At 34.7% G+C, this 23,622-nt stretch carries 19 protein-coding genes; 9 read left to right on the plus strand and 10 right to left on the minus strand.

All coding sequences use genetic code 11. The features are described 5' to 3' along the window. Position 1: 1 nt before the first annotated feature. The 4 genes from D1606_RS00075 to D1606_RS00090 form a co-directional block, all read right to left on the minus strand. On the minus strand, positions 2-1,693 hold the full coding sequence (locus tag D1606_RS00075; RefSeq protein WP_119413974.1) for a b(o/a)3-type cytochrome-c oxidase subunit 1: 1,692 nt from the start codon (positions 1,691-1,693) through the stop codon (positions 2-4). Beyond that, positions 1,694-2,170: a cytochrome c oxidase subunit II gene (locus D1606_RS00080; protein ID WP_119413975.1), complete on the minus strand. Its 477-nt coding sequence runs from the start codon at positions 2,168-2,170 to the stop codon at positions 1,694-1,696. A 33-nt stretch (positions 2,171-2,203) separates the two neighbouring features. Further along, a complete protein-coding gene (locus D1606_RS00085; protein WP_119413976.1) occupies positions 2,204-2,326 on the minus strand; it encodes a cytochrome c oxidase subunit 2A in 123 nt (40 codons plus the stop codon). A 265-nt stretch (positions 2,327-2,591) separates the two neighbouring features. Continuing rightward, positions 2,592-3,386 carry a TIGR00266 family protein gene (locus tag D1606_RS00090; RefSeq protein WP_119413977.1) on the minus strand — a complete coding sequence of 265 codons (795 nt, stop codon included), beginning with the start codon at positions 3,384-3,386 and terminating at the stop codon, positions 2,592-2,594. Between the two features lie 295 nt (positions 3,387-3,681). Here D1606_RS00090 and D1606_RS00095 point away from each other — a divergent pair, with 295 nt between their 5' ends. Then, the gene (locus D1606_RS00095) at positions 3,682-4,854 is read left to right on the plus strand and encodes a saccharopine dehydrogenase family protein (protein WP_119413978.1); all 1,173 of its coding nucleotides are present in this window, start codon (positions 3,682-3,684) and stop codon (positions 4,852-4,854) included. Positions 4,855-4,916: 62 nt separating this feature from the next. Here the strand turns inward: D1606_RS00095 and D1606_RS00100 are convergent, their stop codons facing one another. After that, positions 4,917-6,308: a polysaccharide deacetylase family protein gene (locus tag D1606_RS00100; RefSeq protein WP_119413979.1), complete on the minus strand. Its 1,392-nt coding sequence runs from the start codon at positions 6,306-6,308 to the stop codon at positions 4,917-4,919. A gap of 141 nt (positions 6,309-6,449) precedes the next feature. On the opposite strand from D1606_RS00100, the gene D1606_RS00105 reads away from it, so the two are divergent. Together D1606_RS00105 and D1606_RS00110 are read left to right on the plus strand one after the other, a co-directional pair. Next, the gene (locus D1606_RS00105; RefSeq protein ID WP_119414061.1) at positions 6,450-7,196 is read left to right on the plus strand and encodes a threonine/serine exporter family protein; all 747 of its coding nucleotides are present in this window, start codon (positions 6,450-6,452) and stop codon (positions 7,194-7,196) included. Between the two features lie 10 nt (positions 7,197-7,206). After that, on the plus strand, positions 7,207-7,671 hold the full coding sequence (locus tag D1606_RS00110) for a threonine/serine exporter family protein (RefSeq protein ID WP_119413980.1): 465 nt from the start codon (positions 7,207-7,209) through the stop codon (positions 7,669-7,671). 71 nt (positions 7,672-7,742) lie between these two features. On the opposite strand, the gene D1606_RS00115 is transcribed toward D1606_RS00110, so the two are convergent. Further along, positions 7,743-9,755 (minus strand): bifunctional diguanylate cyclase/phosphodiesterase, encoded by a 2,013-nt coding sequence (locus tag D1606_RS00115; RefSeq protein ID WP_119413981.1) that lies wholly within the window; start codon positions 9,753-9,755, stop codon positions 7,743-7,745. Positions 9,756-10,263: 508 nt separating this feature from the next. Here D1606_RS00115 and D1606_RS00120 point away from each other — a divergent pair. Beyond that, positions 10,264-11,997, plus strand: coding sequence for an ABC transporter ATP-binding protein (locus D1606_RS00120; protein WP_119413982.1), 1,734 nt, complete (start codon positions 10,264-10,266; stop codon positions 11,995-11,997). Continuing rightward, a complete protein-coding gene (locus D1606_RS00125) occupies positions 11,990-13,813 on the plus strand; it encodes an ABC transporter ATP-binding protein (protein ID WP_119413983.1) in 1,824 nt (607 codons plus the stop codon). The genes D1606_RS00120 and D1606_RS00125 overlap by 8 nt, the downstream gene beginning before the upstream one ends. A gap of 85 nt (positions 13,814-13,898) precedes the next feature. On the opposite strand, the gene D1606_RS00130 is transcribed toward D1606_RS00125, so the two are convergent. Beyond that, on the minus strand, positions 13,899-14,945 hold the full coding sequence (locus D1606_RS00130; RefSeq protein WP_119413984.1) for an acyltransferase family protein: 1,047 nt from the start codon (positions 14,943-14,945) through the stop codon (positions 13,899-13,901). Between the two features lie 117 nt (positions 14,946-15,062). On the opposite strand from D1606_RS00130, the gene D1606_RS00135 reads away from it, so the two are divergent. Continuing rightward, complete coding sequence (locus D1606_RS00135) at positions 15,063-15,926, plus strand: GNAT family N-acetyltransferase (protein WP_119413985.1); 864 nt, start codon at positions 15,063-15,065, stop codon at positions 15,924-15,926. 315 nt (positions 15,927-16,241) lie between these two features. Here the strand turns inward: D1606_RS00135 and helD are convergent, their stop codons facing one another. Continuing rightward, a complete protein-coding gene (gene helD / locus D1606_RS00140) occupies positions 16,242-18,464 on the minus strand; it encodes an RNA polymerase recycling motor HelD (RefSeq protein ID WP_119413986.1) in 2,223 nt (740 codons plus the stop codon). Between the two features lie 354 nt (positions 18,465-18,818). Between helD and D1606_RS00145 the strand changes: the two genes are divergently transcribed. Beyond that, positions 18,819-19,562, plus strand: coding sequence for a glycerophosphodiester phosphodiesterase (locus D1606_RS00145; RefSeq protein ID WP_119413987.1), 744 nt, complete (start codon positions 18,819-18,821; stop codon positions 19,560-19,562). Between the two features lie 37 nt (positions 19,563-19,599). Here the strand turns inward: D1606_RS00145 and D1606_RS00150 are convergent, their stop codons facing one another. Next, positions 19,600-20,622 (minus strand): DUF2804 domain-containing protein, encoded by a 1,023-nt coding sequence (locus D1606_RS00150; RefSeq protein WP_119413988.1) that lies wholly within the window; start codon positions 20,620-20,622, stop codon positions 19,600-19,602. Positions 20,623-20,926: 304 nt separating this feature from the next. Between D1606_RS00150 and D1606_RS00155 the strand changes: the two genes are divergently transcribed. Then, a complete protein-coding gene (locus D1606_RS00155) occupies positions 20,927-21,406 on the plus strand; it encodes an amidase domain-containing protein (RefSeq protein WP_119413989.1) in 480 nt (159 codons plus the stop codon). Between the two features lie 112 nt (positions 21,407-21,518). After that, positions 21,519-22,097: a nitroreductase family protein gene (locus tag D1606_RS00160; protein WP_119413990.1), complete on the plus strand. Its 579-nt coding sequence runs from the start codon at positions 21,519-21,521 to the stop codon at positions 22,095-22,097. An 83-nt stretch (positions 22,098-22,180) separates the two neighbouring features. Here the strand turns inward: D1606_RS00160 and D1606_RS00165 are convergent, their stop codons facing one another. Continuing rightward, positions 22,181-23,563 (minus strand): dipeptidase, encoded by a 1,383-nt coding sequence (locus D1606_RS00165; protein WP_119413991.1) that lies wholly within the window; start codon positions 23,561-23,563, stop codon positions 22,181-22,183. Positions 23,564-23,622 lie beyond the last annotated feature (59 nt).

A 23,622-nucleotide genomic window follows, 5' to 3' on the forward strand; every position in this document is an offset into this window, starting at 1 on the left:
TTTACCAAAGTTTAAAACCTTTTGAACCAATAGGGGAATTCTCAATGATATTGTAAATCGGAAATGTATAGGCAATCAGGATTAAAGCAGCTAATATAACAATCCATACTTTAAAATTTTCCAATATGGGAGGCGTCTTTTCAGCTTGAGGAGCCAATTCAGCGATTGGAAATTCTTGCTCACCTTTAGGTGTAAACCACCACAGGCTTACACAAATATAAAGAAAAATAATTATTCCTATAAATAAGAATGTACCTCCAATTGCTTGAGCAATTTGATACGATGCCCAAGTCTCTGCGATTTCAGCACCGCCATAGTTAGAAAAAGCGGACCTTCTTGGTGCGCCCAGCAACCCCTCAAAATGCATGCCAATCGCCAGAAATAACATACCAACAGCCCAACAAATTGTTTGAATGATTCCTAATCTATTCAATGAGGGAGTGAAGATTCTTCCTGTTAAATGTGGTATTAACCAATAGGATGCGCCGAAAAATGTCAAAACGGCAGTTGTGGCGAGAGTTAAATGGAAATGACCAGTTACCCAAATCGTATTATGAACAACTTGGTTCATCTGGAATGAGGCATTGATAATACCACCAGCCCCACCAGGGACAAAAGCAACCATACCTACAAATGGTGCAAGAAAACGAGCATCGCCCCAAGGCAACTTTTTTAGCCAACCAAACAAACCGGTTGCACCAAGCTCACGACCACGCATCTCAAATGTCGCGAACATAGAAAAAGCTGTAATCATAGACGGGATAACAACCATCATCGTTAAAACAACTTGTATATATTTTGATGGACTATCAATTCCGGGGTCTGTTAGTTGATGGTGAATTCCCACTGGAATAGAAAATAATATGAACATGATAAATGACAATCGAGCTAATCCATCTGAAAATATTTTTCCTCCAATAATTTTAGGAATAACACAATACCATACCATGTATGCTGGTAATAACCAAAAGTAGACAAGAGCATGTCCAAAATACCAAAACAGAGTTCGGGTCAATAATACATCTACACGTTCTACTAAGCCGAAGGACCAAGGTAATAGTAAGAATACGACTTCAATTGCTACCCCTAAAGTTGCGACTACCCAGAGTAAGCTATTACAAACAGCCATAAAAGATATTAAGGGAGTAGTTTTGCGCGGATTCTCTTTACGCCATTGTTCCCAACGTAGACAATGTCCCATAAGATCAACCCACGATCCAATAATAAGTAGTGCTAACCCAAGATAGAAGATCCAATGTGCTTTTAAAGGAGCGTAAAAAGTATAAAGAACAGATGCCTCATTTAGTAAAATCATAATGGTTGCCATAATTGTCCCAATCGTCATTAGCCAAAAACCAATCCATCCGAGTATTCTTTGTGTATCTGAAAGTGCACCAGAAGTTCTACTTACAGCAGCAGTTTGAAAGCCTAGGATAAAAAAGGTAGTGAAGACAAGGGCTAATAATACACCGTGAATCGTTAGAATTTGATAATAACCTAATGGTGCAGGTAGTTCAAAATACCCCGAGCGAACAAGTACTTGCAGAAGCCCTGCAGTAGCTCCCAAAAGTAGAGCTATAAATGCAACATACATGTGAGCTAATACGAGATGAGCATCTTTGTTGTCTACTTTTAATACACCAGCAGTTTTAGCAGAAAAACTTTCTGTTGGTTTTTGCTTTTGTTTCTTCATTTAATCCACCACCTTTAACATTGAATGCATTTGAGCATGTCCCACACCACAATATTCGTTACAAACAATTAAATAGTCACCAGCTTTATCAACAGTTGTCGTATATTCAGAGATATATCCGGGCTCTGCCATCATATTGACATTCGTACCAGCAACTTCAAATCCATGAATGACATCTTTAGAAGTAATGATGAATTTAACTTTTGATCCCTTAGGAACATGCAATTCAGCTGGATTATAATAAAAAGCGGAGGCTACTAATACCACCTCATAATCCCAATCCTTCCCTGATACTCTGTGGACGCCAGGATTATTGAAAGGAGCGATTTCATCAACTTTTTCATAGTTGATCGTTTTTATAGAACTTGGTGGATGGCTCCCATAATGGAATGCCATTATACCCGTTATTAAGAGAAATACAATAAGAGAGGCACCACCAAAAATAAGCCAATATTTCTCATATTTGTGTAGATGCATTAACTAACCTTCTTTCCAATTCCTAAATAAAATTTAAAACCGATCAAGATATATTTTTAGAATAGATGACCAAGTCATAATGATAAAAATGCCTAGTGCTATTACAAAGAAAAAGGTTCCTTTTAGATTAGCATCTGGTTGTTTTTTGTCTCCCATAATGGACCTCCAATAATGAATTTTTCTAGTGATAGTTCGACAAGATATGCTAACATACTACCCATTTTTATAAATGGACATTCAAGAAAGAGATTATTGATGTAAGTCTATAGGATGATTCATAACAGATACTTTTAGAAAAAATAAAATGCTCCACACTATCTTCTTTTCAAGAAAATAATGTGAAGCACAAATATGTTATACACTTTTTGGTTTTGTAGTGTGGTACTACATCTCTACGGAACAATTAGTTTCCCGTTGAAGACTAGTTATCACTAAACATGTTAAAGAAACCACCAAGCCCTTTTTCATCAGAAGAAGGACCTCCTGGAGTTTGGGGAGCTGCTGCGAATACTCGACTTGCTAAACGGCTAAATGGTAATGATTGAATCCATACTGTACCAGGACCACTAAGAGTTGCAAAGAATAGCCCTTCACCACCGAATAATGCAGTTTTTACGCCGCCAACTGCTTCAATATTATAGTCGACAGAGCCTGTCATTGCGACAAGACATCCTGTATCGACTCGAAGCTTTTCGCCCGGTTGAAGATCTTTTCGGATAATTGTACCTCCAGCATGGACAAAAGCCATACCGTCGCCTTCTAATTTTTGCATAATAAATCCTTCGCCACCGAAGAATCCAGTACCTAACTTTCTTTGAAATTCGACTCCGATTGAAACACCTTTAGCCGCTGCAAGAAATGCATCCTTTTGACAAATAATTTTGCCATTAAATACGCTTAAATCCATTGGAATGATTTTCCCTGGATAAGGTGCTGCAAACGAAACATGTTTTTTACCCATTCCTTCGTTAGTGAAGGTTGTTACAAATAAACTTTCACCAGTGATTAAACGTTTGCCAGCCCCCATAAGTTTACTCATAAAGCCACCAGCACCACTATTGGAGCTATCTCCAAATAGTGTTTCCATTCGAATGCCATCTTCCATCATCATTAATGCACCAGCTTCAGCAATAACTGTTTCGTTTGGATCTAATTCAACCTCTACAAATTGCATATCATCGCCATGTAGTTTGTAATCAATTTCATGATTATTCATTTCTATACCTCCAGTTTAATTTAACTCTTCAATTTAAGTATAAATACGAAGTGATATGAAGAAAAGTTTCAACAACAATTCTAAATTTAATTGTTATAAAAAGAGGGAATAACCTTTTTGTAGAGAAAATATAAAAATAGAAATATATTGCTTAAAGTAGATAATAATGATTTCAACTAGTATAAAACGTTATTTATTTACTTGTGAGATAACACATGTAGGTCCGGCGTTATGCATAAAGATATAAAGAGTACAGTAAGTTCTAAAATCTATATTGACCAAGGGGGATCATAATATGAAAGTTGCAGTCTTGGGTGCTGGTCTAATGGGAAAAGAAGTTGCACGTGATTTAGTAAGAAATCCTAATGTTGAAAAGGTTTTTTTAGCAGATTTAAACGTTGTCCAAGCACAGGAATTTGCTGATAAACTTCAAACTGATAAAATTGAAGTTTTAAAATTAGATGCTTCAGATGATCAACAACTTAAAATTGTAATGTCGAAAGCAAATGTTGTTGTGAATGCGCTATTTTATAAGTTCAATGAAAAAGTGGCTCGGACAGCAGTTGAGATAGGGGTCCACTCTGTTGATTTAGGTGGTCATATTGGTGGGGTAACGGATAAAATATTGAAGCTTGATTCTGAAGCAAAAGCAAAAGGTATAACAATTATTCCAGATTTAGGCGTTGCACCTGGAATGATTAATATTCTAGCTGGCTTTGGAGCTTCTAAATTAGATGCTGTTAAAGAGATTAAAATATATGTAGGCGGTATTCCGGTGGAGAAGGAGCCTCCTTTAGAATATAACGTTGTATTTTCGTTAGAGGGCGTTTTTGACCATTATACTGATCCTTCCTATGTTGTTAGGGACGGGGTATTACGTGAAATTCCTTCTTTATCTGAAATTGAACCTGTCTATTTCAAAGGATTTAAGGGATTAGAGGCTTTCCATACATCAGGAGGATTATCAACGTTAACGCAATCATTCCCTGATATTCAAACTTTAGAATATAAAACAATCCGTTATTCTGGACATGCAGAGAAGTTTAAGTTACTCGTGGATTTAGGGTTAACGAGTAAGGATACAGAAGTAAACGTTGATGGGAACAAAGTAAAGGCAAGAGATGTACTACGAGAAGTATTACAAAGTAAATTAGAACTTGGTAAAAAGCGAGATGTTGTATTATTACGTGTTCTAGTAAAAGGTGAACGTAATGAAGAAGCAGTTACTTATGAATATGAAATGGTCACTTATAAAGATGCAGAAAATAATGAAACTGCGATGGCGTTAGCCACAGCAAATACTATTTCAGTTGTTGCCCAACTAATTGGTGATGGTACAATTGCTGCGAGTGGAGTATTTCCACCAGAAAAAATTGTCCCAGGAGAAGCGTATATACGTGAAATGAAACATCGAGGAGTCACTATTATAGAAACGAAACACCGCTCAACAAATATTGTAAAGGGGTAAGCATATAAACAGGGCTTCTAAAAATTCACAGACTTAAGGTGAACTTTTAGAATGGCCCTTTCTTATTTTTTCTTTTCCATATTATTTAGTTCTGAGACAGTAACAAATGTATACCCCTGTTTTTCCAGATAGTTAAGTACATTGTCAAGCCCATTTGCTGTTGGCATATGAATATCATGCATTAAAACAATGGCCCCAGGATAAGTATATTTCTTAACATAGGATAAGAGTTTTTTTGAATTACGATGTTCCCAATCTCTTGTATCGACGCTCCACAAAACAGTAGGAAGTTTCGTCTGTGAGCGAACCCTGTTGTCTACAGATCCATACGGAGGTCTAAAGAGAGTAGGGTTATGTCCTGTCGCTTTATGGATTGCTTTGTTTGTCATTGATAATTGTTTTTTAATTTGCGCATTTGTTAGTTGCTTCAAGTTGGCATGTGTGTAGGAGTGATTTCCAATTTCATGTCCTTCTTTCCAAACTTGTTTAGCAATTTTAGGATTAGCATTTACTTGAGAACCGACCATGAAAAAGGTTGCCTTTGCATGGTGTTTCTTTAATATTTTTAATACTTTAGGTGTTACTGTATTACTTGGGCCATCATCAAATGTTAAGGCTACGACTTTTGTAGGTTTCTTCTGTACAGCTTTTTTAACTTTTACTTTATATGGTTGTGCAACTATGTTATTAATAGAAGATAAAGGAATATGAACAGCTTTTATCTTTGTAATATTTTTGGATAATATACTGCTATTATAGTAAATAGTCAGTGTTTGATCGGTAAGAGAATAGTTTTCGAAGTTTATCCAAAGTGGTTTTGTTGCTTTTTTAATAGAAGGCGTGTTCATAATATTTTTCAGTTCTTTGTCCTTACTCATTGCGTCTTTAACAGCATTAGCTAATTGTGTTAAGCTTTTTTGAGACGGAATAACATCTTGAAGTAAGATTTGCTTATTATTTTTTTGATCGTACATAAAGGTCTTTACAGTTTTTTGCTTAGAATCTTTACCGATATATATAGATTGTGTTAAAACAAATGAGTAATATTTTTTCTTGTGTATGATAGTTTTGTATGTAATAGACAGATTGCCAGCTATTTGATCATCTTTTTGGAGTGACTTTTCCATATCCTTTAAATATTGGTCGCGTACTTTATGTATAGTATCTTTTACAGATTGATTGAATACTTTACTGGATGTCTTCGGATATTGAATGGTATAAGGTGCATTTTTATTGGTGGATTTTTCAGTAACAATGTAAATACCATTATACTTTGTCTTTTCTTTCACTATATCTGCTGATGCAGCCAATGCAGTATGTTCATGATCGTTGGAAGAGATATTGCCATTTCGCATACTAACTAGAAAAATGGTGAGAACAGTTAATGATAGGATCGCACAAATTAGTAGAAGGTCGACCCAACGTGGTTTTTTCTTTGGATGAATGGTGGTCACTTCCTAACTTCCTCCTTTATTGTTGATAATTTCATTCTAACTTATTAGGGCTTAAAAGAGGATAAAAAATTTAGAAAAATTTCATTTTTGTTAAAATAATTTAAAAATAGTCAAATTTATGAAGAGGTGAGAGGGGAATTGATTGAAACAGCCCAAGAAGAATTAGCAATCGATTGTTTTCTTCTCGCAGGACGGTTACTGATACAAAGTGGTGCGGAAACATACCGTGCAGAAGATACAATGCTTAGAATGGCAATTTCACAAGGTTTAACAGATGCCCAAAGTTTTGTTACGCCTACTGGTATTATATTTTCTGCGGGGCATAAAAGACCCACAAGAATCGCACAGATTTCAAGTCGTACAACAGATTTGGAAAAAATAGCGTTTATTAATTCTGTTTCTAGAAAGTTAACTGCGGGTGTAATTACTCTAGAAGAAGCTTATAGCGAATTGATAAAGATTGAACATACTGATTTATTCTTTCCAATCTGGGTACAAGTTTTAGCTTCGGCAATTGCCAGTGGCTGCTTTTTAATTTTGTTTAATGGGACATGGGTGGATTTTCCTTCAGCAATGGTAATTGGGGGAATTGGATACCTCATTTTTTTAGCAATGCATTCTTTGACAAAGGTTAAATTTTTTGCTGAATTTACCGGATCGTTATTTGTTGGATTACTATCTGTTTTAGTGTATAAAGCAGGTTTAGGATATCAGCTAGATAAAATTATCATCGGTTCTGTTATGCCATTAGTACCTGGTTTGCCAATAGCAAATGCTGTACGAGATTTAATGGCAGGTCACTTTGTATCAGGGGTTGCTAAAGGAATGGAGGCACTTTTAACGGCTTTTGCAATTGGCGCGGGTATAGCACTTGTGTTGTCATTTTAGGAGGAGATTTATGGATTGGGTTGTTCAAGGGATACTTAGTTTTATAGCGACAGCCGCTTTTGGCATTATTTTTAATGCACCAAAAAGGACATTATTCCATTGTGGTTTAGTTGGTATGATGGGGTGGATGATCTATTATGCATTTATCCGACAAGGTGTAGATGAGGTATTTGCGTCATTTGCTGGTGCCTTTATCATTTCAATTGTTGCACATATATTAGCACGACAATTCAAAACACCGATGATTGTATTCAGTGTTGCGGGGATTATTCCGCTTGTGCCGGGAGGACTAGCATATAATGCGATGAGAACAATTGTTGAAAATGATTATCCAGAGAGCATACAATATGCTGCAAGGGTATTTATTATATCAGGTGCAATTGTGATGGGATTAGTGTTTGCAGAGGTATTTATGCAGTTAATCTTTAATGCAATACGTAAAAGAAAAGCGAAATTAGTAAAATCTTCTTCATAAATAAAGCGATTGGATTCTAATAAGTGAATCCAATCGCTTTTAAAATTTATAAGGAATGCAGTGCGCAATAATTATAATAATTTTACGACTTCTGATGCCTCAATCGGTCGGCTGACGTGGAATCCTTGAATTGCATCACATCCAAATTCCGTAAGTATATCTTGCTGTTCTTGTGTTTCAACACCTTCTGCAAGGACGCGCATATTAAGCGATTTTCCAAAATGAATAATACCTTGGATCAACTTTTGGCTTTTTGGTTGATATTGAATAGAAGAAATAAATGCTTGATCTATTTTAAGTTGAGATAATGGTAATAATTGCATATATCTGAAAGATGCATAACCAGTACCAAAATCGTCTAGAACAAATACAATTCCATCATTTTGCAATTGCTTCATTTGTTGAATAATAGATGCTTCAGCTTCAGCTTCAAGTGCAAATTTTTCTGTAATTTCGATACGCAATAATTCAGTAGGACAACCAGTTTCCTCAAGAATTTTACGTATTTGTTTGACCATATTTTTATCTCGAAACTCTCTTACAGATGAGTTAATACTTACCTTAAGATCAATCCCTTTTTTGTGCCATTCGGCAGCTTGTTGACAAGCTTGTTCCAACATGAATGAACCAATATCATTGATTAATCCAGTTTCTTCAGCTATAGGAATTAGTATATCTGGCGGAACAGATCCAATTTCTTCATCATCCCAACGAACTAAAGCTTCCACGGTAGTGATTCTACCAGATTTTAAATCTAGTTGTGGTTGATATAAGACTTTTAAATCTTTTTTATCTAACGCAACAAGTAAACGCTTTTCAATAACTGATTTTGTATGTAATGCTTTATGATCAGCTTTTGATAGACTAACAATGTTGCCACCACCTTCAGCCTGTACTTTTTGAATGGCAGCATGTGATGCTTTCATCAAATGAGTAAAGGACACTTGATCATCTGGATATTTTGTAATTCCACCACTGATTGAAAGGGGAAGAACTCGACCATTTACGTAAATCGGATGTTGTTCCAAATAAGATAGGAAACCTTGGATAAACCATTCGCCAAGTGGAGTTATCACAACAAATTCATTGGTATTAATACGTGCCATTGAACTATCTTGGAAAAACATCTTCATTCTTTGTGTAAATTCTTGAAGTAAAACTTTTTCTGCTTGATTGTTATATAATTCTTTTAAAGAATAAAATTGATCAATGCTAAAATAGACAAAAGAGAAATGATGATTTTCTGCAATCATTTCGTTAACAATTTGTTCTAAGCGATATCGGTTCATAAGACCGGTTTCATGATCGATATAGGCGATTTTCTCTAATCGGTTTTGTAAGATTTTTTTCTCCGTAATATTATTTTCAAGTGTTATGAAGCTAGAAGGTGTTTGAGAAGAAGTATAGATTGGAATTGCCGTAAGGTCGACCCAATAGGATTGTCCATCTTTTGTTATTTTTTCAACTTCTCCTTTCCATATTTTTCCTTTAGTCAATTCTCCCCATATTGTATCCGCTATTGTAGTACCATCAGATTGCTCAGGGAACATTTTCCAAAAACTTTTTCCTATTATTCGTTTCGGTGTCCAATTGCTATATTTTAAAAATAGATCATTCGCGTATGTAATTAACCCTTCGTTATCAATAGATAGCATCATAAAAGAAGATTCTAAACCTTCACGAATACTTGAAAACTCATTGAAAGATCCAATTTTTTTCTGTTCTGATGAAGCCATTATAAATTGACAAAAAATTAACCGGCTATTATCAATGGTAAATGATTTGAAGGTGATGGGAATATTCAAAATTTCTCCACTCTTAGTATGTACAGCAATAGGTTCTAGTTGAAACAATTCTGTAGAATGAATAATTTCTTGCCATAATTCTTTATATAGATTTGTCCTTTCCTTTTCTATAAAGGGAGTGGAATTTCCAATTACTTCTTCTTGTTTATAACCAAATGTCTTTTCTGCTTGACGGTTCCAAACAACAACTAGGCCTTCAGGATTCAAAATCATCATTGGATAGGGTGTTTGGTTTAATACAGGATTAGCAGCTTGAAAAATTGTTTGAATATCATTCATGAATTCTAAGTCTCCTTGAGTTTTCTATATTTATTATTATAGTAAATAGAAAGTGATAAGTCATTAGTAATAGAATGAGAGTTAAAGAAAAAAATTTTTAGGACAATAATAACGGAGAGTTTTAAAATTATTTTTGTGAATACAGTAGTATATATATAATTAATAATTTTAGAGTTAAGTAATACGTATTGTAAAAATATAGATAATAAACTTGCTATATAGAACGTAATACTTATTCGCATAAATGACTAAGGGTAGAATTAGTGTTATGAAAGAGTATAATTATCGAATTATTTAAGCCGTTTATGCTAACAATCTCTTAATTGTATGCTACTTTATTATTACCATTGTATTTGGAAAATTTGCTAATTACAATTATTTTGCTGTATTCTCGTTTTTTTCTATTCATATCTTTAGTATAAAAAAACAGTAAAATGTATTACATAGTTAAAGAAAATTCGAATTTTTTAAAAATAATTATATGGAACCGTAAGAAAGGAGTTTATCATTGAATACGATATTTCAATACATAAAAAGGTATAGGTTATCTATTATTATAGCGCTTATGCTAATGTTTGTTGAATTAGCTGTAGAGCTTACGCAACCATTACTTATTCGAAAAATAATAGATGAAGGAATCGTTGTAGGGGAAAGTCATACGATTTGGCTATGGGGGTCAATTATGATGCTTCTTGCATTACTTGCTTTCTTGGCAGGTATTTGTAATTCTTTTTTTGCAGGGTATGCTGCACAAAATTTTGCTTATGATTTGCGAAATGCACTGTTTAAAAAGGTTCAATCATTTACAATGGCAACTTTTCTTCAATTTCCTTCTGCAAGTTTAATCACACGGTTAACAAATGATGTAACACAAGTGCAACAGGTATTCTTTATGAGTTTACGTATTATGTTGAGAGCACCTTTAGTAGTTTTAGGTAGTTTAATCATGGCATTTTATGTGGACGCATCATTGGCCATTTATTTATGTATTGGAATACCAGTTCTTGCGGTTTTTATGTATATGATGGTGAAGAAGAGTATCGGTAATTTTGCATTAGTTCAACATAAAGTAGATCGTGTAAATCGAATGATTCAAGAAAATTTACAAGCGATGCGTTTAGTAAAAGCTTATTTACGAGGTTTATATGAAGTGAGTCGCTTTGAAAAGGTTGCAAGTGCATTAAAAAAAGATACGTCAAGTGCTTTACGTTTAATGGAATATATCCAGCCTATATTATTAATCGTGATGAATATTGCGATGTTAGCTATTTTATGGTTTGGAGCAGGGCAAATTCAAAACGGGAAAACCAATATTGGAGATATAGCAGCGATAGTCAATTATACAATGCGTATGACCGGTTCGTTTTCAATGTTTGCTTTTATCATTACACTTTTTTCACGTGCGAAAGCATCGGCAACTCGTATGGAAGAAATACTATTGATCAAGGATGGAATAGAGGAAGTTGTTTTACCTACAAAAATAGAGGCACCATATAAGAAAGGCGAAATTGTATTTGAAAATGTTTCGTTTAAATATCCACAAACAGACAGATACGTATTGAAGAATATTTCATTTAGCTGTAAAAAGGGTGAGAAAATCGCCATTATGGGTGCAACTGGTTCTGGAAAATCAACGTTATTGCAGCTTATCACCAAATTTTATGAAGTAGAAGAAGGTCGTATATTAGTCGATGGCGTAGACATTAAAGAATGGAATTTAAAGAATCTTCGTCAGTCAATCGGATATGTACCACAGCGGTCATTGTTATTTACAGGAACTATTTTTGACAATATTACTTGGGGGAAAACAAAGGCGACAAAAGAAGAAGTAATAAAAGCCACAAAACAAGCTCAAATTTATGATTCCATAATGGACTTTCAAAATGGATATCAAACACGTGTAGGTCAAAAAGGCGTTAATTTATCTGGTGGTCAAAAACAAAGACTATCTATAGCAAGAGCAATTTTACGAAAACCTGAGTTTCTATTGTTTGATGATAGTACAAGCGCTCTAGACGTAAAAACAGAGTCTGCGTTATGGAAAGCGTTAGAAGAGGAACAAGCAACGATGCTTGTGGTAACACAGAAAATACGAACAGCTAAAGGTGCAGATCGAATTATATTATTAGAAGATGGTGTTCTTTCTGCATTTGGAACACATAAAGAGTTAATAGCAAGTTCAATTTTATATAAAAAAATTGCGCAATCCCAAATGGAACTGGGGGTAAAAGGTGATGATTAAATCAAAGCTGCGATCATATATATATGAACCTGTTTTAACTAAAGAAGATATTCAATCTTCAAAAAAGAGAAAAGGCGCAAGGGCAAGCGATTGGCGAAAAACATTAGGTCGAATTTGGAAAATCGTAGATGAACAAAGGGCTTTGTTAATCATCATTTTGCTAATGGTCGTTATAAGTTCAATTTTATCATTATTAGGTCCATATCTAATCGGTAAAATAATTGATGACCATATGATAAAAAAAGATTTTACAGGTTTAAAAAGTATGATTTTAGTTCTGATATTTGTTTATATTGGATTGTCTATCTCAATATTTTTGCAAAATTATTGGATGATTGGAATCGCACAACAAACGGTATATCGAATGCGAACAGGACTATTTGCAAAGTTTCAACGATTACCAATTGCATTCTTCGATAAAAGGCAACATGGCGAATTGATGAGTCGTATGACCAATGATATGGATAATATTAGTTCCACCTTAAATAGTACATTTATCCAAGTGTTTTCGAGTGTTATAACGTTAGTTGGAACTTTGGTAGTAATGTTTTCAATGAGTCCGCTACTGACTTTTTTAACGATGCTAATTATTCCTGTTATGTTTGTTTCTACTCGTTGGATTACGAGAAGGACAGGGAAATTATTTAAAACACAACAACAAGCTTTAGGATCACTTAATGGAATGATTGAAGAGACCATTTCTGGTCAAAGGGTAGTTAAGGCATTTTCTCAAGAACAACGGATGATTGATGAGTTTGCTAACAAAAGTAGTGATTTACGTAGAGTAGGGTATTGGGCAAATGTATACTCAGGTGCAATTCCGAAAACGATGAACTTATTAAATAATACCAGCTTTGCAATTGTTGCAGGAGTCGGTGGAATTCTAGCATTAAAAGGTTATGTTTCTATTGGAACAATTGTTGTTTTTTCTGAATATGCTAGACAATTCACAAGACCTTTGAATGATTTATCGAACCAGTTTAATAATGTACTGTCAGCTATAGCTGGTGCAGAACGAGTATTTACGATAATGGATGAAAAAGAGGAGCAAGACCAAGGAAAAGGCGAGTTAATACGCGAAATTCGAGGAGATGTAACATTTGAAGATGTATCTTTCCAATATAATTTAGAGGAAGATATAGCAACAATAGAGCATATTAACTTTCATGTGAAAAAAGGACAAACAGTTGCTTTAGTTGGTGCTACGGGGGCTGGTAAGACAACTATTATGCAGTTACTTGCTCGTTTTTACGATCCTCAACAAGGACGTATTTTAATCGATGATTGTCCAATCCAAACAATCTCTCGACAAAATTTGAGAAGCCAAATGGCGTTTGTCCTTCAAGAGCCTTTTTTGTTTGAAGCAACTATTAAAGAAAATATTCGTTATGGAAGACTTCAAGCAACCGATGATGACGTTGTTAATGCAGCAAAAAAAGCTAATGCACACAATTTTATCATGTCATTACCAAACGGTTATGATACCGTTTTAACTGCAGATGGAGGAGAAATTAGTCAAGGTCAAAGGCAATTGTTATCCATTGCAAGAGCATTGGTGGCCAATCCGGCTATTCTTTTGTTAGACGAGGCAACTAGCAGTATTGATACAGTAACGGAATTAGAGATTCAAGAGGCTTTAGAGCGATTAATGGAGGGCCGTACAAGTTTGGTCATTGCGCATCGATTAAATACAATTAGAAAAGCTGACCTTATATTAGTTATGGAAAAAGGAAAGTTAATAGAATCAGGGGAAAGGGAAAAATTGATAGCTAAAAAAGGCGTGTTCTATCAAATGTTACAACAGTCAACATTATAAGCTAAGACTTGTTTTGAATAAGCCGTTCAAAAGTAATTTAATTTGCTTTTGAACGGTTAAATTTGAAAATAAATGCATGCTTGTTTTACGATCTTGCCACTTTTTTAAATCGAAAATTACCCATTAACAAAGTAGCATAAGGCATGAACCGTTGCATGAATACGGAAATGATTAGTGGGATGAATAGGCAAATCAATGTATAGCCTAACAATTCGTATTCTATAAAATCGTTTATCAATTTATCTACTGATATGTGCAGATACATAATTGTAATAGAATGCATTTCAATAAACTCCAACACCTTCAGGCGAATATACTTCGATATAAATTGGAATAGTCCAAAAATCATCACTAGAAATGCAATAGGTAGTGCGATATCTAATATTGGATGACTGTAGCGAATAAATTTCATACTAAGATGATAGTCTAATTCTTCGTTCCAGGTTAATCTCATAGCCATTATAGAAATAGATGTACATGTAATCCATAAGGGGAGTTTTATGTGTAAGAAAATTTCTTTTGCAAAATAACCGATTGCAAAATAGCCAATTGCAATGAGTACTACATCTAAGTTCCAAGGTACTAAAATAGTTTGGGATGCTTCATCGACAGACCCACCTACAATATTCACTACATAAAAACTTTCTAATTGGGCAATTATATAGCAGAGTGTAATAAATAAAACTTGGTTTATACGATTTAAATAACGGGTAACAAATAAAAATGCAATATAAGTAAAATATAATGTAGTGATAAACCAAATTACTCCATAAGAGCCACGAGCGAAACGCCCGCCAAAAAGAATAGTAAGTAAATCATGTTTATAATATTCAATATCTACGTGCCCAGTCCAAAAAGCTAATACATAACGGAGACATGTTATGATAAATACAAAGAATATGTAAGGCACTAGTAATTGTATAGATCTTTTTTTGATAGATTGAATCATAGAGGTACTAGAATCAGCTGGTCTAAAAAATAAGCCGCTAAGAACAAAAAATGCAGGCATATGGAACCAATAAATATATGTTAGTAAAGGATAATCCAGTTGTTTTGGATAATGACCTATTACTACAAGCAACATTAAAAAACCTTTTGTTGCATCGACCCAGGTTAATCTTTTTTTCGTCATTATTTTTAGCCTCCAAAGCGATATTCTATACCTTTAGTCGCATGAATAAAAGTAGGGTAAAATAATATTTTTATATCATTTATATTTCAAAACTATTACAAAACGGAGGACTTATAGTTGAATATTTATCTAATGAAAGCATCATTTCCTATGGATGAATTGACCATAAAGGAAATGATGGACATAATACAAAAAACTAAAGAGCAATATCATCAAGATATTTCGCCATTAACAAATTGCAATGATTGGGGGAATTATAAGAATATAGGTTTTGTTATTCTAGCATATAGTGAAGAAGACCAACTTTTAGGATTCATAGTGGCCAACGATTTATTTGGATTAAATACATATGAATGGACTGTAGTTGTACACCCAGAATACCGCAGAATGGGTATTGGAAGAGTGCTTGTAGATGGTTTAAAAAATGCCCTAAATGAAAGAGGAGCAACAGGCGATATGGCTGTATCCTTTGCAGATGAAGTTGGACATCAGTTTTTGCACCAACAAGGCTATGAATACAACTCTTCAGAAGCTACATTGCAAGCCCCTTCAGAAAAAAGTGAAGTTTCCAATCTTATTCATGTTCGCTTTTTTAAAGAGGAAGATAAAAATAAACTCATCCAATTAATGCACGATGGTTTTGGAGATCTGCCTGAAGAAACTGAAGAACTTATTTCACTTAATACAACGACTAAAGGTCGATCACTTTATATGGTAGAACGAAACCAAGAAATAGTTGGGACAGTTTCGTTAGTTGAAAATGAAACGGGTATATGGATTACAGCACTTACAGTAGATCCAATACTTCGTGGTCAAGGAATAGGCTCATCTATTTTACAATGGGTAAAAAACTATGCATATACATCTGACCAATACAAAGTGTTACTAGAAGTTGAAATTGATAATAACAGTGCAATTAGTGTGTACAAGAAAGCTGGATTTACACCAATAAACCAAATAGATTACTTTGTGAGAGCCTAAATACCAATACTTACAACTTTGACATCAAGGGTAAAATTTACACAAAATTAATAAATAATTGACATTTAATATGTATACTTTTTAAATAAAAAACATAATATAGAAGTGAATGATAATAGGTTTTGGAGGGGATTGAATGAGGATGCCTGCATTACCAAAGAATGAGGTTTCACAGAAAAAATTTTTCACACAATTTTTACTAAAACTCTTTAGTCGAAACTTAAGCAAAAGTCATAAGAAACGTTATTATCCAATTCCTTCTAGAAAATAAAAAAGCATGAGAACATCTTTATGGATGTTTTCATGCTTTTTTGATTAAATCAAGAGATCTTCCTTTTTAGGAGCGAGTAAATGTAATTCATGCATAGCACGAGTGATTGCAACATACAAAAGTTTACGATCAATCGGTGTATCACGGAATGGTTGGTCTACTGCTGCAATTATGACAGCATCAAATTCAAGCCCCTTTGCAAGATGACTTGGGATGATCAAAAGTGCATCTTGGTCAATTTCAGATGTCTCTGATAATGATTGCACTTTAATTGACGTTTTTTGCAATGCTTTTGTCGCCATTTTCGCTTCAATTGTTGTCTTACAAATAAGAGCAATGGAGCGATGTCCTTTACTTCGAATTTGTTCATAGATTTCAATGATTTTTGATGTATCGAACTTTTGCATTTCATGAAATGTTGGTTCATCCCCATGACGAACTACGGGTTCTACTAAAGGTAAATCTTCTTTCATTTTTTCTAAAATACGATTAGCAACAGCCATAATTTCAATTGTAGTACGATAACTTTTTTGCAATGTTTTGTAACTAGCTCTAGGGAAAAGCTCACGAACGGGTGTCCAATCTGTCAATGAACGATAGCTGTGAATCCCTTGTGCAAGGTCACCAACCATTGTGAACATATCTGTCTCAAGCCCCTCTTTTAAAGCAGCAAGCTGAAACAAGCTATAATCTTGCACTTCATCGATAAAGACTACCTTCATCTTCCATTCCTCTTTGATGCCTTTAATCTTTGCATATAAATAGAAAATTGCAGCTAAATCTTCTAAAGCCCACGTTTCTTTTTTGTGCATTTCTTCAAACAAACCATGTTCTTTTTTAGACCATTCCGGTGCAAGTTCTTCTTGTAAGACTCTATTCGTCAAAAATTCGCGATACAATGATTTAATCTTATACTTTTCAAACCTTTTCATATAACGAGTTACAACAGTTTTTGACTCTTTTTCTACTGCAGGAAGTCTTGCATCGCGTTCATCAATCCATTTTGTGACAACCTTTTTTCGTTTTGCGTCATCTCGAATGCCGAACAGAGCTTTATCAAGAACAGCATCATAGCGTTTTTTTAACGTATAGAGAAGTTGTTTTCGCTTTTGTCGAATATGACTTTGCATCACAGAGCGAACTTTTGCTAATCGTTTTTCTAAAGGCATGTAGTTATAATCCTCTAAAAATAGTCGACGTAAATGTGAAGCTTTTAAGATGCGGTATTTTTCAATATAAACATCTTCAAATTGATCAGCAATTGCACCTTCTAGTTTTGCTACATAGCGTGCCATTATATCTCTGTATTCGAGAGTTCCTTTCATTTTAGAAACCCATAATGTCGTTTCTTCTATTTTGTCTTGTTTTACTAAATCCTCTAGCTGCTTATTTGGATCCTGTAATTTTAGCTTTATGTGGGTAGCATTTTGTACATATTCAGCAAAAGTTGTCTGGCAAATTTGTCCGACCCCAAGTTCAGGTAAAACGTCTGCAATATAATCTATAAATAATTTATTTGGTGCTAAAATCATTAAATCTTGTGCACGGAAGTGTTCACCCATTGTATATAGAAAATAGGAGATTCTATGTAGGGCAATCGTAGTTTTACCACTACCTGCAGCCCCTTGAACAAGAATTGGCTGTTTTAAGTGTGCACGAATAACTTCGTTTTGTTCCGCTTGGATGGTGGAAACGATTTCTGTTAAGCGAACATCTGCCTTTCCAGCTAAAGCATCCTGCAAAAGTTCGTCATTTGTAGTGAGGTCAATATCACGTACTTCTAGTAATCGACCTTTTTCTATTTTATATTGACGTTTTGAGTAAAGATGACCTTTATTTTCTTCTCCATTTACTTCATAAGTTAAATCACCAAGACGTCCATCGTAATATACATTAGCAACTGGAGAACGCCAGTCTACAATAATAGGTTCTTGCGTTTCGCGATCAAAAAGTGATGTTTTTCCGATATATAATTTTTCAGAGGGTTCATCTTCTTTTTGGAAATGAATACGTGCAAAGTAGGGCTTTTGACGAATCGCCTCTAATCCTTCACTTTGGTTTTTGGCCATATCAAAGAAACGAGCATTTGTTAAAATATTTTGGTAGCTTAAACTTGAATCTAAGTAATCTAAATCAGCCATTGCCGTTCGAATATTTTCTTGTGCAGTTTGAACGTCTCGTTTTGATTCGTCTAATAATTTTTGCATATAGTATTTTGTATAAGCTAAATGTTGTTCTTCCTCTTTAAAATCCGGATGTTGCGTCATTAAATTTGGCCTCCTTTTTTTATCCAAATATGATGAAGTCAACTAGAGCCCAATCCTGTGGCAAAGTTGGCACTTGTACGTCCTGTATGTAGGAACCTCACTGAAGGAAGTCGCAATAAACGGGCAGTAATTCCCACCAAAGAGGGTAGGGGAATAACTGCCCATAAAAGCCCTATTGGTTCAACTAACCATCAGTGGAGATGAAGCTCCCACTAATGGAAGTTTCACTTTATCCTAGGGTAATAATTATAACTATACGCTAATGCGTAGTTGATATGAAGTTTAAATATTGTATAAAATTTGCTCTAGCGATAGGATGTATTTAGTAACTAGAAAATTGCTGGAGGAAAACAAATGAAAATATTCGCGCATCGTGGTGCATCAGGTGATTATCCAGAAAATACATTACTTGCTTTTAAAGAAGCAGCAAAATTACCGATTTACGGCGTTGAATTAGATGTTCAGCGTACAAAGGATGGCGTATTGGTAATTAATCATGATGAAAAAATTGACCGTACTTCGAACGGGAAAGGTTATATTCGTGATATGACATTTGAAGAAATTCGGTCATATGATTTTGGTAAATGGAAAGGTCAGCATTTTACTGGAGAGAAAATTCCTACACTCGATGAAGTGCTTGATATTTTCAGAACAACACATCATATGATTAATATTGAATTGAAAACCGATGTATTTGAATATCCAGGTCTAGAAGATGATGTTATTGAAACAGTGAAATCACATGAGATGATGGAGCGTGTCTTATTTTCATCATTCGACCATGAAATAGTAGAACGAGTTCTTCAAAAGGCACCTACCAATGAAGTGGCTGCACTATTCATGAAAATATTAGTGAATCTAGATGCATATGGTCAAATGATTGGTGCAACTGCATTGCATATTTCACTTGTTGCAGCAAAACGAGAATCTGCGAAAAAAGCCATTAATGCTGGCAATACAGTACGAGTATACACCGTTAATACAACCAATGATTACGATTTGATGGAAGAGATTGAAGTAGACGGTGTATTTACAGATTATCCAGAAAAACTGTACCGACATGCATATAGTAAAAAGTACAATTGGAAAATGAACTAAAAAAAGAGAGGTCTAATTTTATAGGCCTCTCTTTTTTTTACCACTTCGCAACATGTTCTTCTATTGTTCCTAGTAATTGTTGAATAGGCATAATAGACCCATCCTCTAATCGAATACGTCCATCATAGTAGCCCACCATTTGATGAACTTTAGATTTTACTAGTTTTACATCTGTTGAGGCTTCACGTTCAAAAAATGGTGTAAAGGTAAGGTGAACATCATCGGTGAATTTTGTATGAATATGCCAGGGTTGCATAAAGTCTTGACTATTATATTTAAAAATAACGTCTTCATGGATTTTTTGCATTTTCCCATCTATAAACAGAGCATTTTCAGTCATACCTGTTCCATCGGTCCATTGACCACCAAAATTTATAGCAATACGGTGATTGCCACAACTTTGTGACGCCATTGCCCAATTCCAAACAGCTTCTCTTGGCCAAATTCCTCGCCCATAATCCAATACTGCAAAACAATCTTCTTCGTTAAAGTTGTATCGTTTATCGCCAATTTTCACATAGCCACTTGTTGGTAATGAGTGGTGCTTGGCTGTGAATTGGAATGTTTGACGATTCCAAGGAATCACTACATTAAGTGAGTCATCGCTTTCTGGATGTTTGATTGTTAAATCAGCGTGTAAAAGTTCATCATCAAAATCAGGGATTGTGACCGTCATTTGAGTTTCTCCTTGAGAGTATAATATTTGGACTTTCATATCACTATTATTTAGAGATATTGTTTCCAAAACATTTTCAGGCATTTTTAAACGACTACCAAGAGGGATTGTAATCGTTTTTTCAAAATATCTTTGAGTTTCATATTCGAGAAAATAAACGAAACATACTGCTGCGTAATCTAAATGACTAATGGTCGCCGAGAACATAATATCGTCACCGAATATGCACCAATAATTCCACTTTTTCTTGCGCATGAAATGACCCTTTAAATTACTTTGGATAATAGGCTTTCTAGCATACCCAATAGCAGCAGGATTTAAGTTTCCTTTATGATCGCATAGTAATGTTGGTTCAACAATCTCTTTTTCAGCGTGCTGAGTCAATTCAAACATCCTTTCAAACAAAAATAAGAGATACAACTAAGTTGTTTTTATTGTACCAAAAATTATGTGATTTTTGTCACTTCATCATGGAAAAATGAAGAATTGTGTTCTTTAATAATTTTGAGTTTATATTATTGACATAATTGGATATAAATATATAAATATTTACCGAATAAAGTAAATGTAATCATACGAAATCTATATAATATTTCTTTTGATCTTTCTAATGATATCGGTTTTCTTTAAAGGATAAGTAGCAAATAGTGCTGTTTTTACATAAGGTAAGAACAGGAGGTTTTGGGCTATGTATAATAGGAAAGCGGCAGTTGAATATGCTAATCGTTGGTGGAACAGTTTCAATCCTGCTTTTCCAAAATTCGATGATGATTGCACAAATTACATTTCACAATGTTTATTGGCAGGTGGAGCTCCTATGACGGATGCACCTAATCGTGCTAAGGGTTGGTGGATCAAAGGTGGAACTTGGAGTTATAGCTGGACGACATCAAATGCGCTCCGTTGGTATTTAGAAACGGCTAAAACAGGATTAGTCGGAAAACGAGTGGATAGTGTCAGTGAATTACAGTTAGGGGATTTAATCTTTTTAGATTTTGATGGTGACGGTAAAATTAATCATACCTTAATCATAACAAGTATTGTTAAGGGTGTACCATACGTGAATGCACATACAACGAACAGTTATCATCGATTATGGACATATGAAGATTCAAGTGCATATACACCTAATATAAAATATTACTTTTTCAAAATAGATGTCATATAACCTTGCAGTTATGTTCTTTTATATTTTAGAAAGATTGTGGTAAGGTTGATTTTAGTAATATACATACCAGGTATATTCTATGTAAATTGTGATTGTATTAGGAGTGATTATGATGAACGAACAATCTTTATCTGTTGAAGAAGCTATCCGTGGTCGTCGTTCTATTAAAATGTTTAATGGTCAACCAGTAGATCGTGAAGATTTAATGGAAATCATTGATATTGCAGTATGGGCGCCAAATCATGGTAATCGTCAACCATGGCGAATTGTATTAGCTAGTGGCTCTGAATTAGATGAATTGAAAGATTTAATCCGTGAATATGCAGTGCCAGATTGGAAAGAGCTATCTGAAGAAGTACTTGCGAAGAAAATGCAAAAATTCGTAACCCCGGGTGCTTATGCATTTGTCATTGTACCTCAAGACGTTCGCCAAAAAGAACGTTATGAAGATTTTGCAGCAGCAAGTGGCTTTATCCAAAACATTCAATTATTAGCATGGGACCGTGGAATCGGTGCATGTTGGAAAACACCAAACTGGATTGATAATCCAAAATTCCGTGATGCACTAGGTGTAAAACCAGAAGAACGAATTATCAGCATGCTTCAATTTGGTTATTTTGATACAATTCCTAAAGAAAAACCACGTAAATCTGCTGAAGAAATTGTTACTAACTTTGGTGAAAAGGAATAATTGTGAAGGTATTTTTTTCACCCTTCCTTTTAAGCTAAAAAAACCGGAATTCCTATTAATAGGAATTCCGGTTTTTTTAGAATCTATTTTGATAAATTGGCGATTTCGTAATAGTAATCACTAATAACACGAAGTCCTTTATCAAAGTTTTCTAAGTGGAAATGTTCGTTTGGTGCATGGAAGTTTTCTGTTGATAAGGCAAAGCCCATCATGATAACAGGCACCTCTAGGATTTCGTCAAATGTAGCTACGATTGGAATAGAACCACCTGCACGAATATAGGCTGTTTTTGTGTCATATTGAGTTTCATATGAACGACCAGCAGCTTGAATATATGGATGATCAAGCGGAGTGATAAAAGGTTTCCCTTTATCGAAATCAGTTACTGTAATGTCCACACCAGCTGGTTTATGTTTTTCAATATGTGCACGTAATTGTTCAACAATTTCGTAAGGGTCTTGATCAGGAACTAAGCGACAAGTAATTTTTGCTCCAGCAGTTGCAGGAAGAACTGTTTTAATACCTTCACCTGAGAAGCCGCCAAATACACCGTTTACTTCTAAAGTTGGACGAGCCCATGTGCGTTCAAGGTAAGTGTAACCTTCTTCGCCATATAATTCTTTGACACCAGCTTCTTCTTTAATGCCTTCTTCGTCAAAATCTAATGCTTCATAAGCTGCTTTTTCTTCAGCTGTAATTGGACGGACTTTATCGTAGAAACCGTCTACCGCAATCGTGCCATGTTCATCGTGGAATGAAGATAGAATATCAGCTAATGCATGGATTGGGTTTTGGACACCGCCACCATAAATACCTGAGTGAAGATCTCCTTTAGCAGCACGAACGTCAATTTGAACACCTGTTAATCCGCGTAATGCGTAGCATACTGCTGGACGACCTGGTGCATAAAGACTTGTATCTGAGATTAATACTAAGTCTGTTGCAAGATCTTCTTTATGAGCTTCAACAAACTCAGGAAGATGTACACTTCCGATTTCTTCTTCACCTTCGATTAAGAATTTTACGTTAACAGGTAGTTCACCATTTTCTTTCATCAAACCTTCAATTACTTTTACATGCATGAACACTTGTCCTTTATCATCGCTTGATCCGCGTGCATATAAAATATTGTCACGAATTTCAGGTTTAAAAGGTTCGCTATCCCATAATTCCAAAGGATCTACAGGTTGAACATCATAGTGACCATAAACTAATACAGTTGGTTTTCCTTCAGCATGTAACCAATCAGCTGTTACAACTGGATGGCCAGCTGTCTTATTGATTTTAATATTTTCGAGCCCAGCTTTCTTCATAGACTCTCCAAGGAAATTTGCTGCTTTTATCATATCTTCTTTATGTTCAGATAAAGAACTGATACTCGCAATAGATAAAAATTGTTTCATTTCCTCAAGATGTTCATCTCGATGTTTAGTAAAGTAAGTATCTAATGCTTCTAATTGACTCACTTAAATCCCTCATTTCAGTATTTCAATAATGGAATTATTATACCATAGCTATTATTTTA

It is taken from the genome of Rummeliibacillus sp. POC4 (assembly GCF_003576525.1).
Lineage (GTDB): Bacteria > Bacillota > Bacilli > Bacillales_A > Planococcaceae > Rummeliibacillus.

Bases quoted from the DNA above. Each gene is read 5' to 3' on its own strand.
- D1606_RS00075 (WP_119413974.1), bottom strand. From the start codon at position 1,693: ATGAAGAAACAAAAGCAAAAACCAACAGAAAGTTTTTCTGCTAAAACT.
- D1606_RS00080 (WP_119413975.1), bottom strand. From the start codon at position 2,170: ATGCATCTACACAAATATGAGAAATATTGGCTTATTTTTGGTGGTGCC.
- D1606_RS00085 (WP_119413976.1), bottom strand. From the start codon at position 2,326: ATGGGAGACAAAAAACAACCAGATGCTAATCTAAAAGGAACCTTTTTC.
- D1606_RS00090 (WP_119413977.1), bottom strand. From the start codon at position 3,386: ATGAATAATCATGAAATTGATTACAAACTACATGGCGATGATATGCAA.
- D1606_RS00095 (WP_119413978.1), top strand. From the start codon at position 3,682: ATGAAAGTTGCAGTCTTGGGTGCTGGTCTAATGGGAAAAGAAGTTGCA.
- D1606_RS00110 (WP_119413980.1), top strand. From the start codon at position 7,207: ATGGATTGGGTTGTTCAAGGGATACTTAGTTTTATAGCGACAGCCGCT.
- D1606_RS00115 (WP_119413981.1), bottom strand. From the start codon at position 9,755: ATGAATGATATTCAAACAATTTTTCAAGCTGCTAATCCTGTATTAAAC.
- D1606_RS00125 (WP_119413983.1), top strand. From the start codon at position 11,990: ATGATTAAATCAAAGCTGCGATCATATATATATGAACCTGTTTTAACT.
- D1606_RS00130 (WP_119413984.1), bottom strand. From the start codon at position 14,945: ATGACGAAAAAAAGATTAACCTGGGTCGATGCAACAAAAGGTTTTTTA.
- helD (WP_119413986.1), bottom strand. From the start codon at position 18,464: ATGACGCAACATCCGGATTTTAAAGAGGAAGAACAACATTTAGCTTAT.
- D1606_RS00145 (WP_119413987.1), top strand. From the start codon at position 18,819: ATGAAAATATTCGCGCATCGTGGTGCATCAGGTGATTATCCAGAAAAT.
- D1606_RS00155 (WP_119413989.1), top strand. From the start codon at position 20,927: ATGTATAATAGGAAAGCGGCAGTTGAATATGCTAATCGTTGGTGGAAC.
- D1606_RS00160 (WP_119413990.1), top strand. From the start codon at position 21,519: ATGAACGAACAATCTTTATCTGTTGAAGAAGCTATCCGTGGTCGTCGT.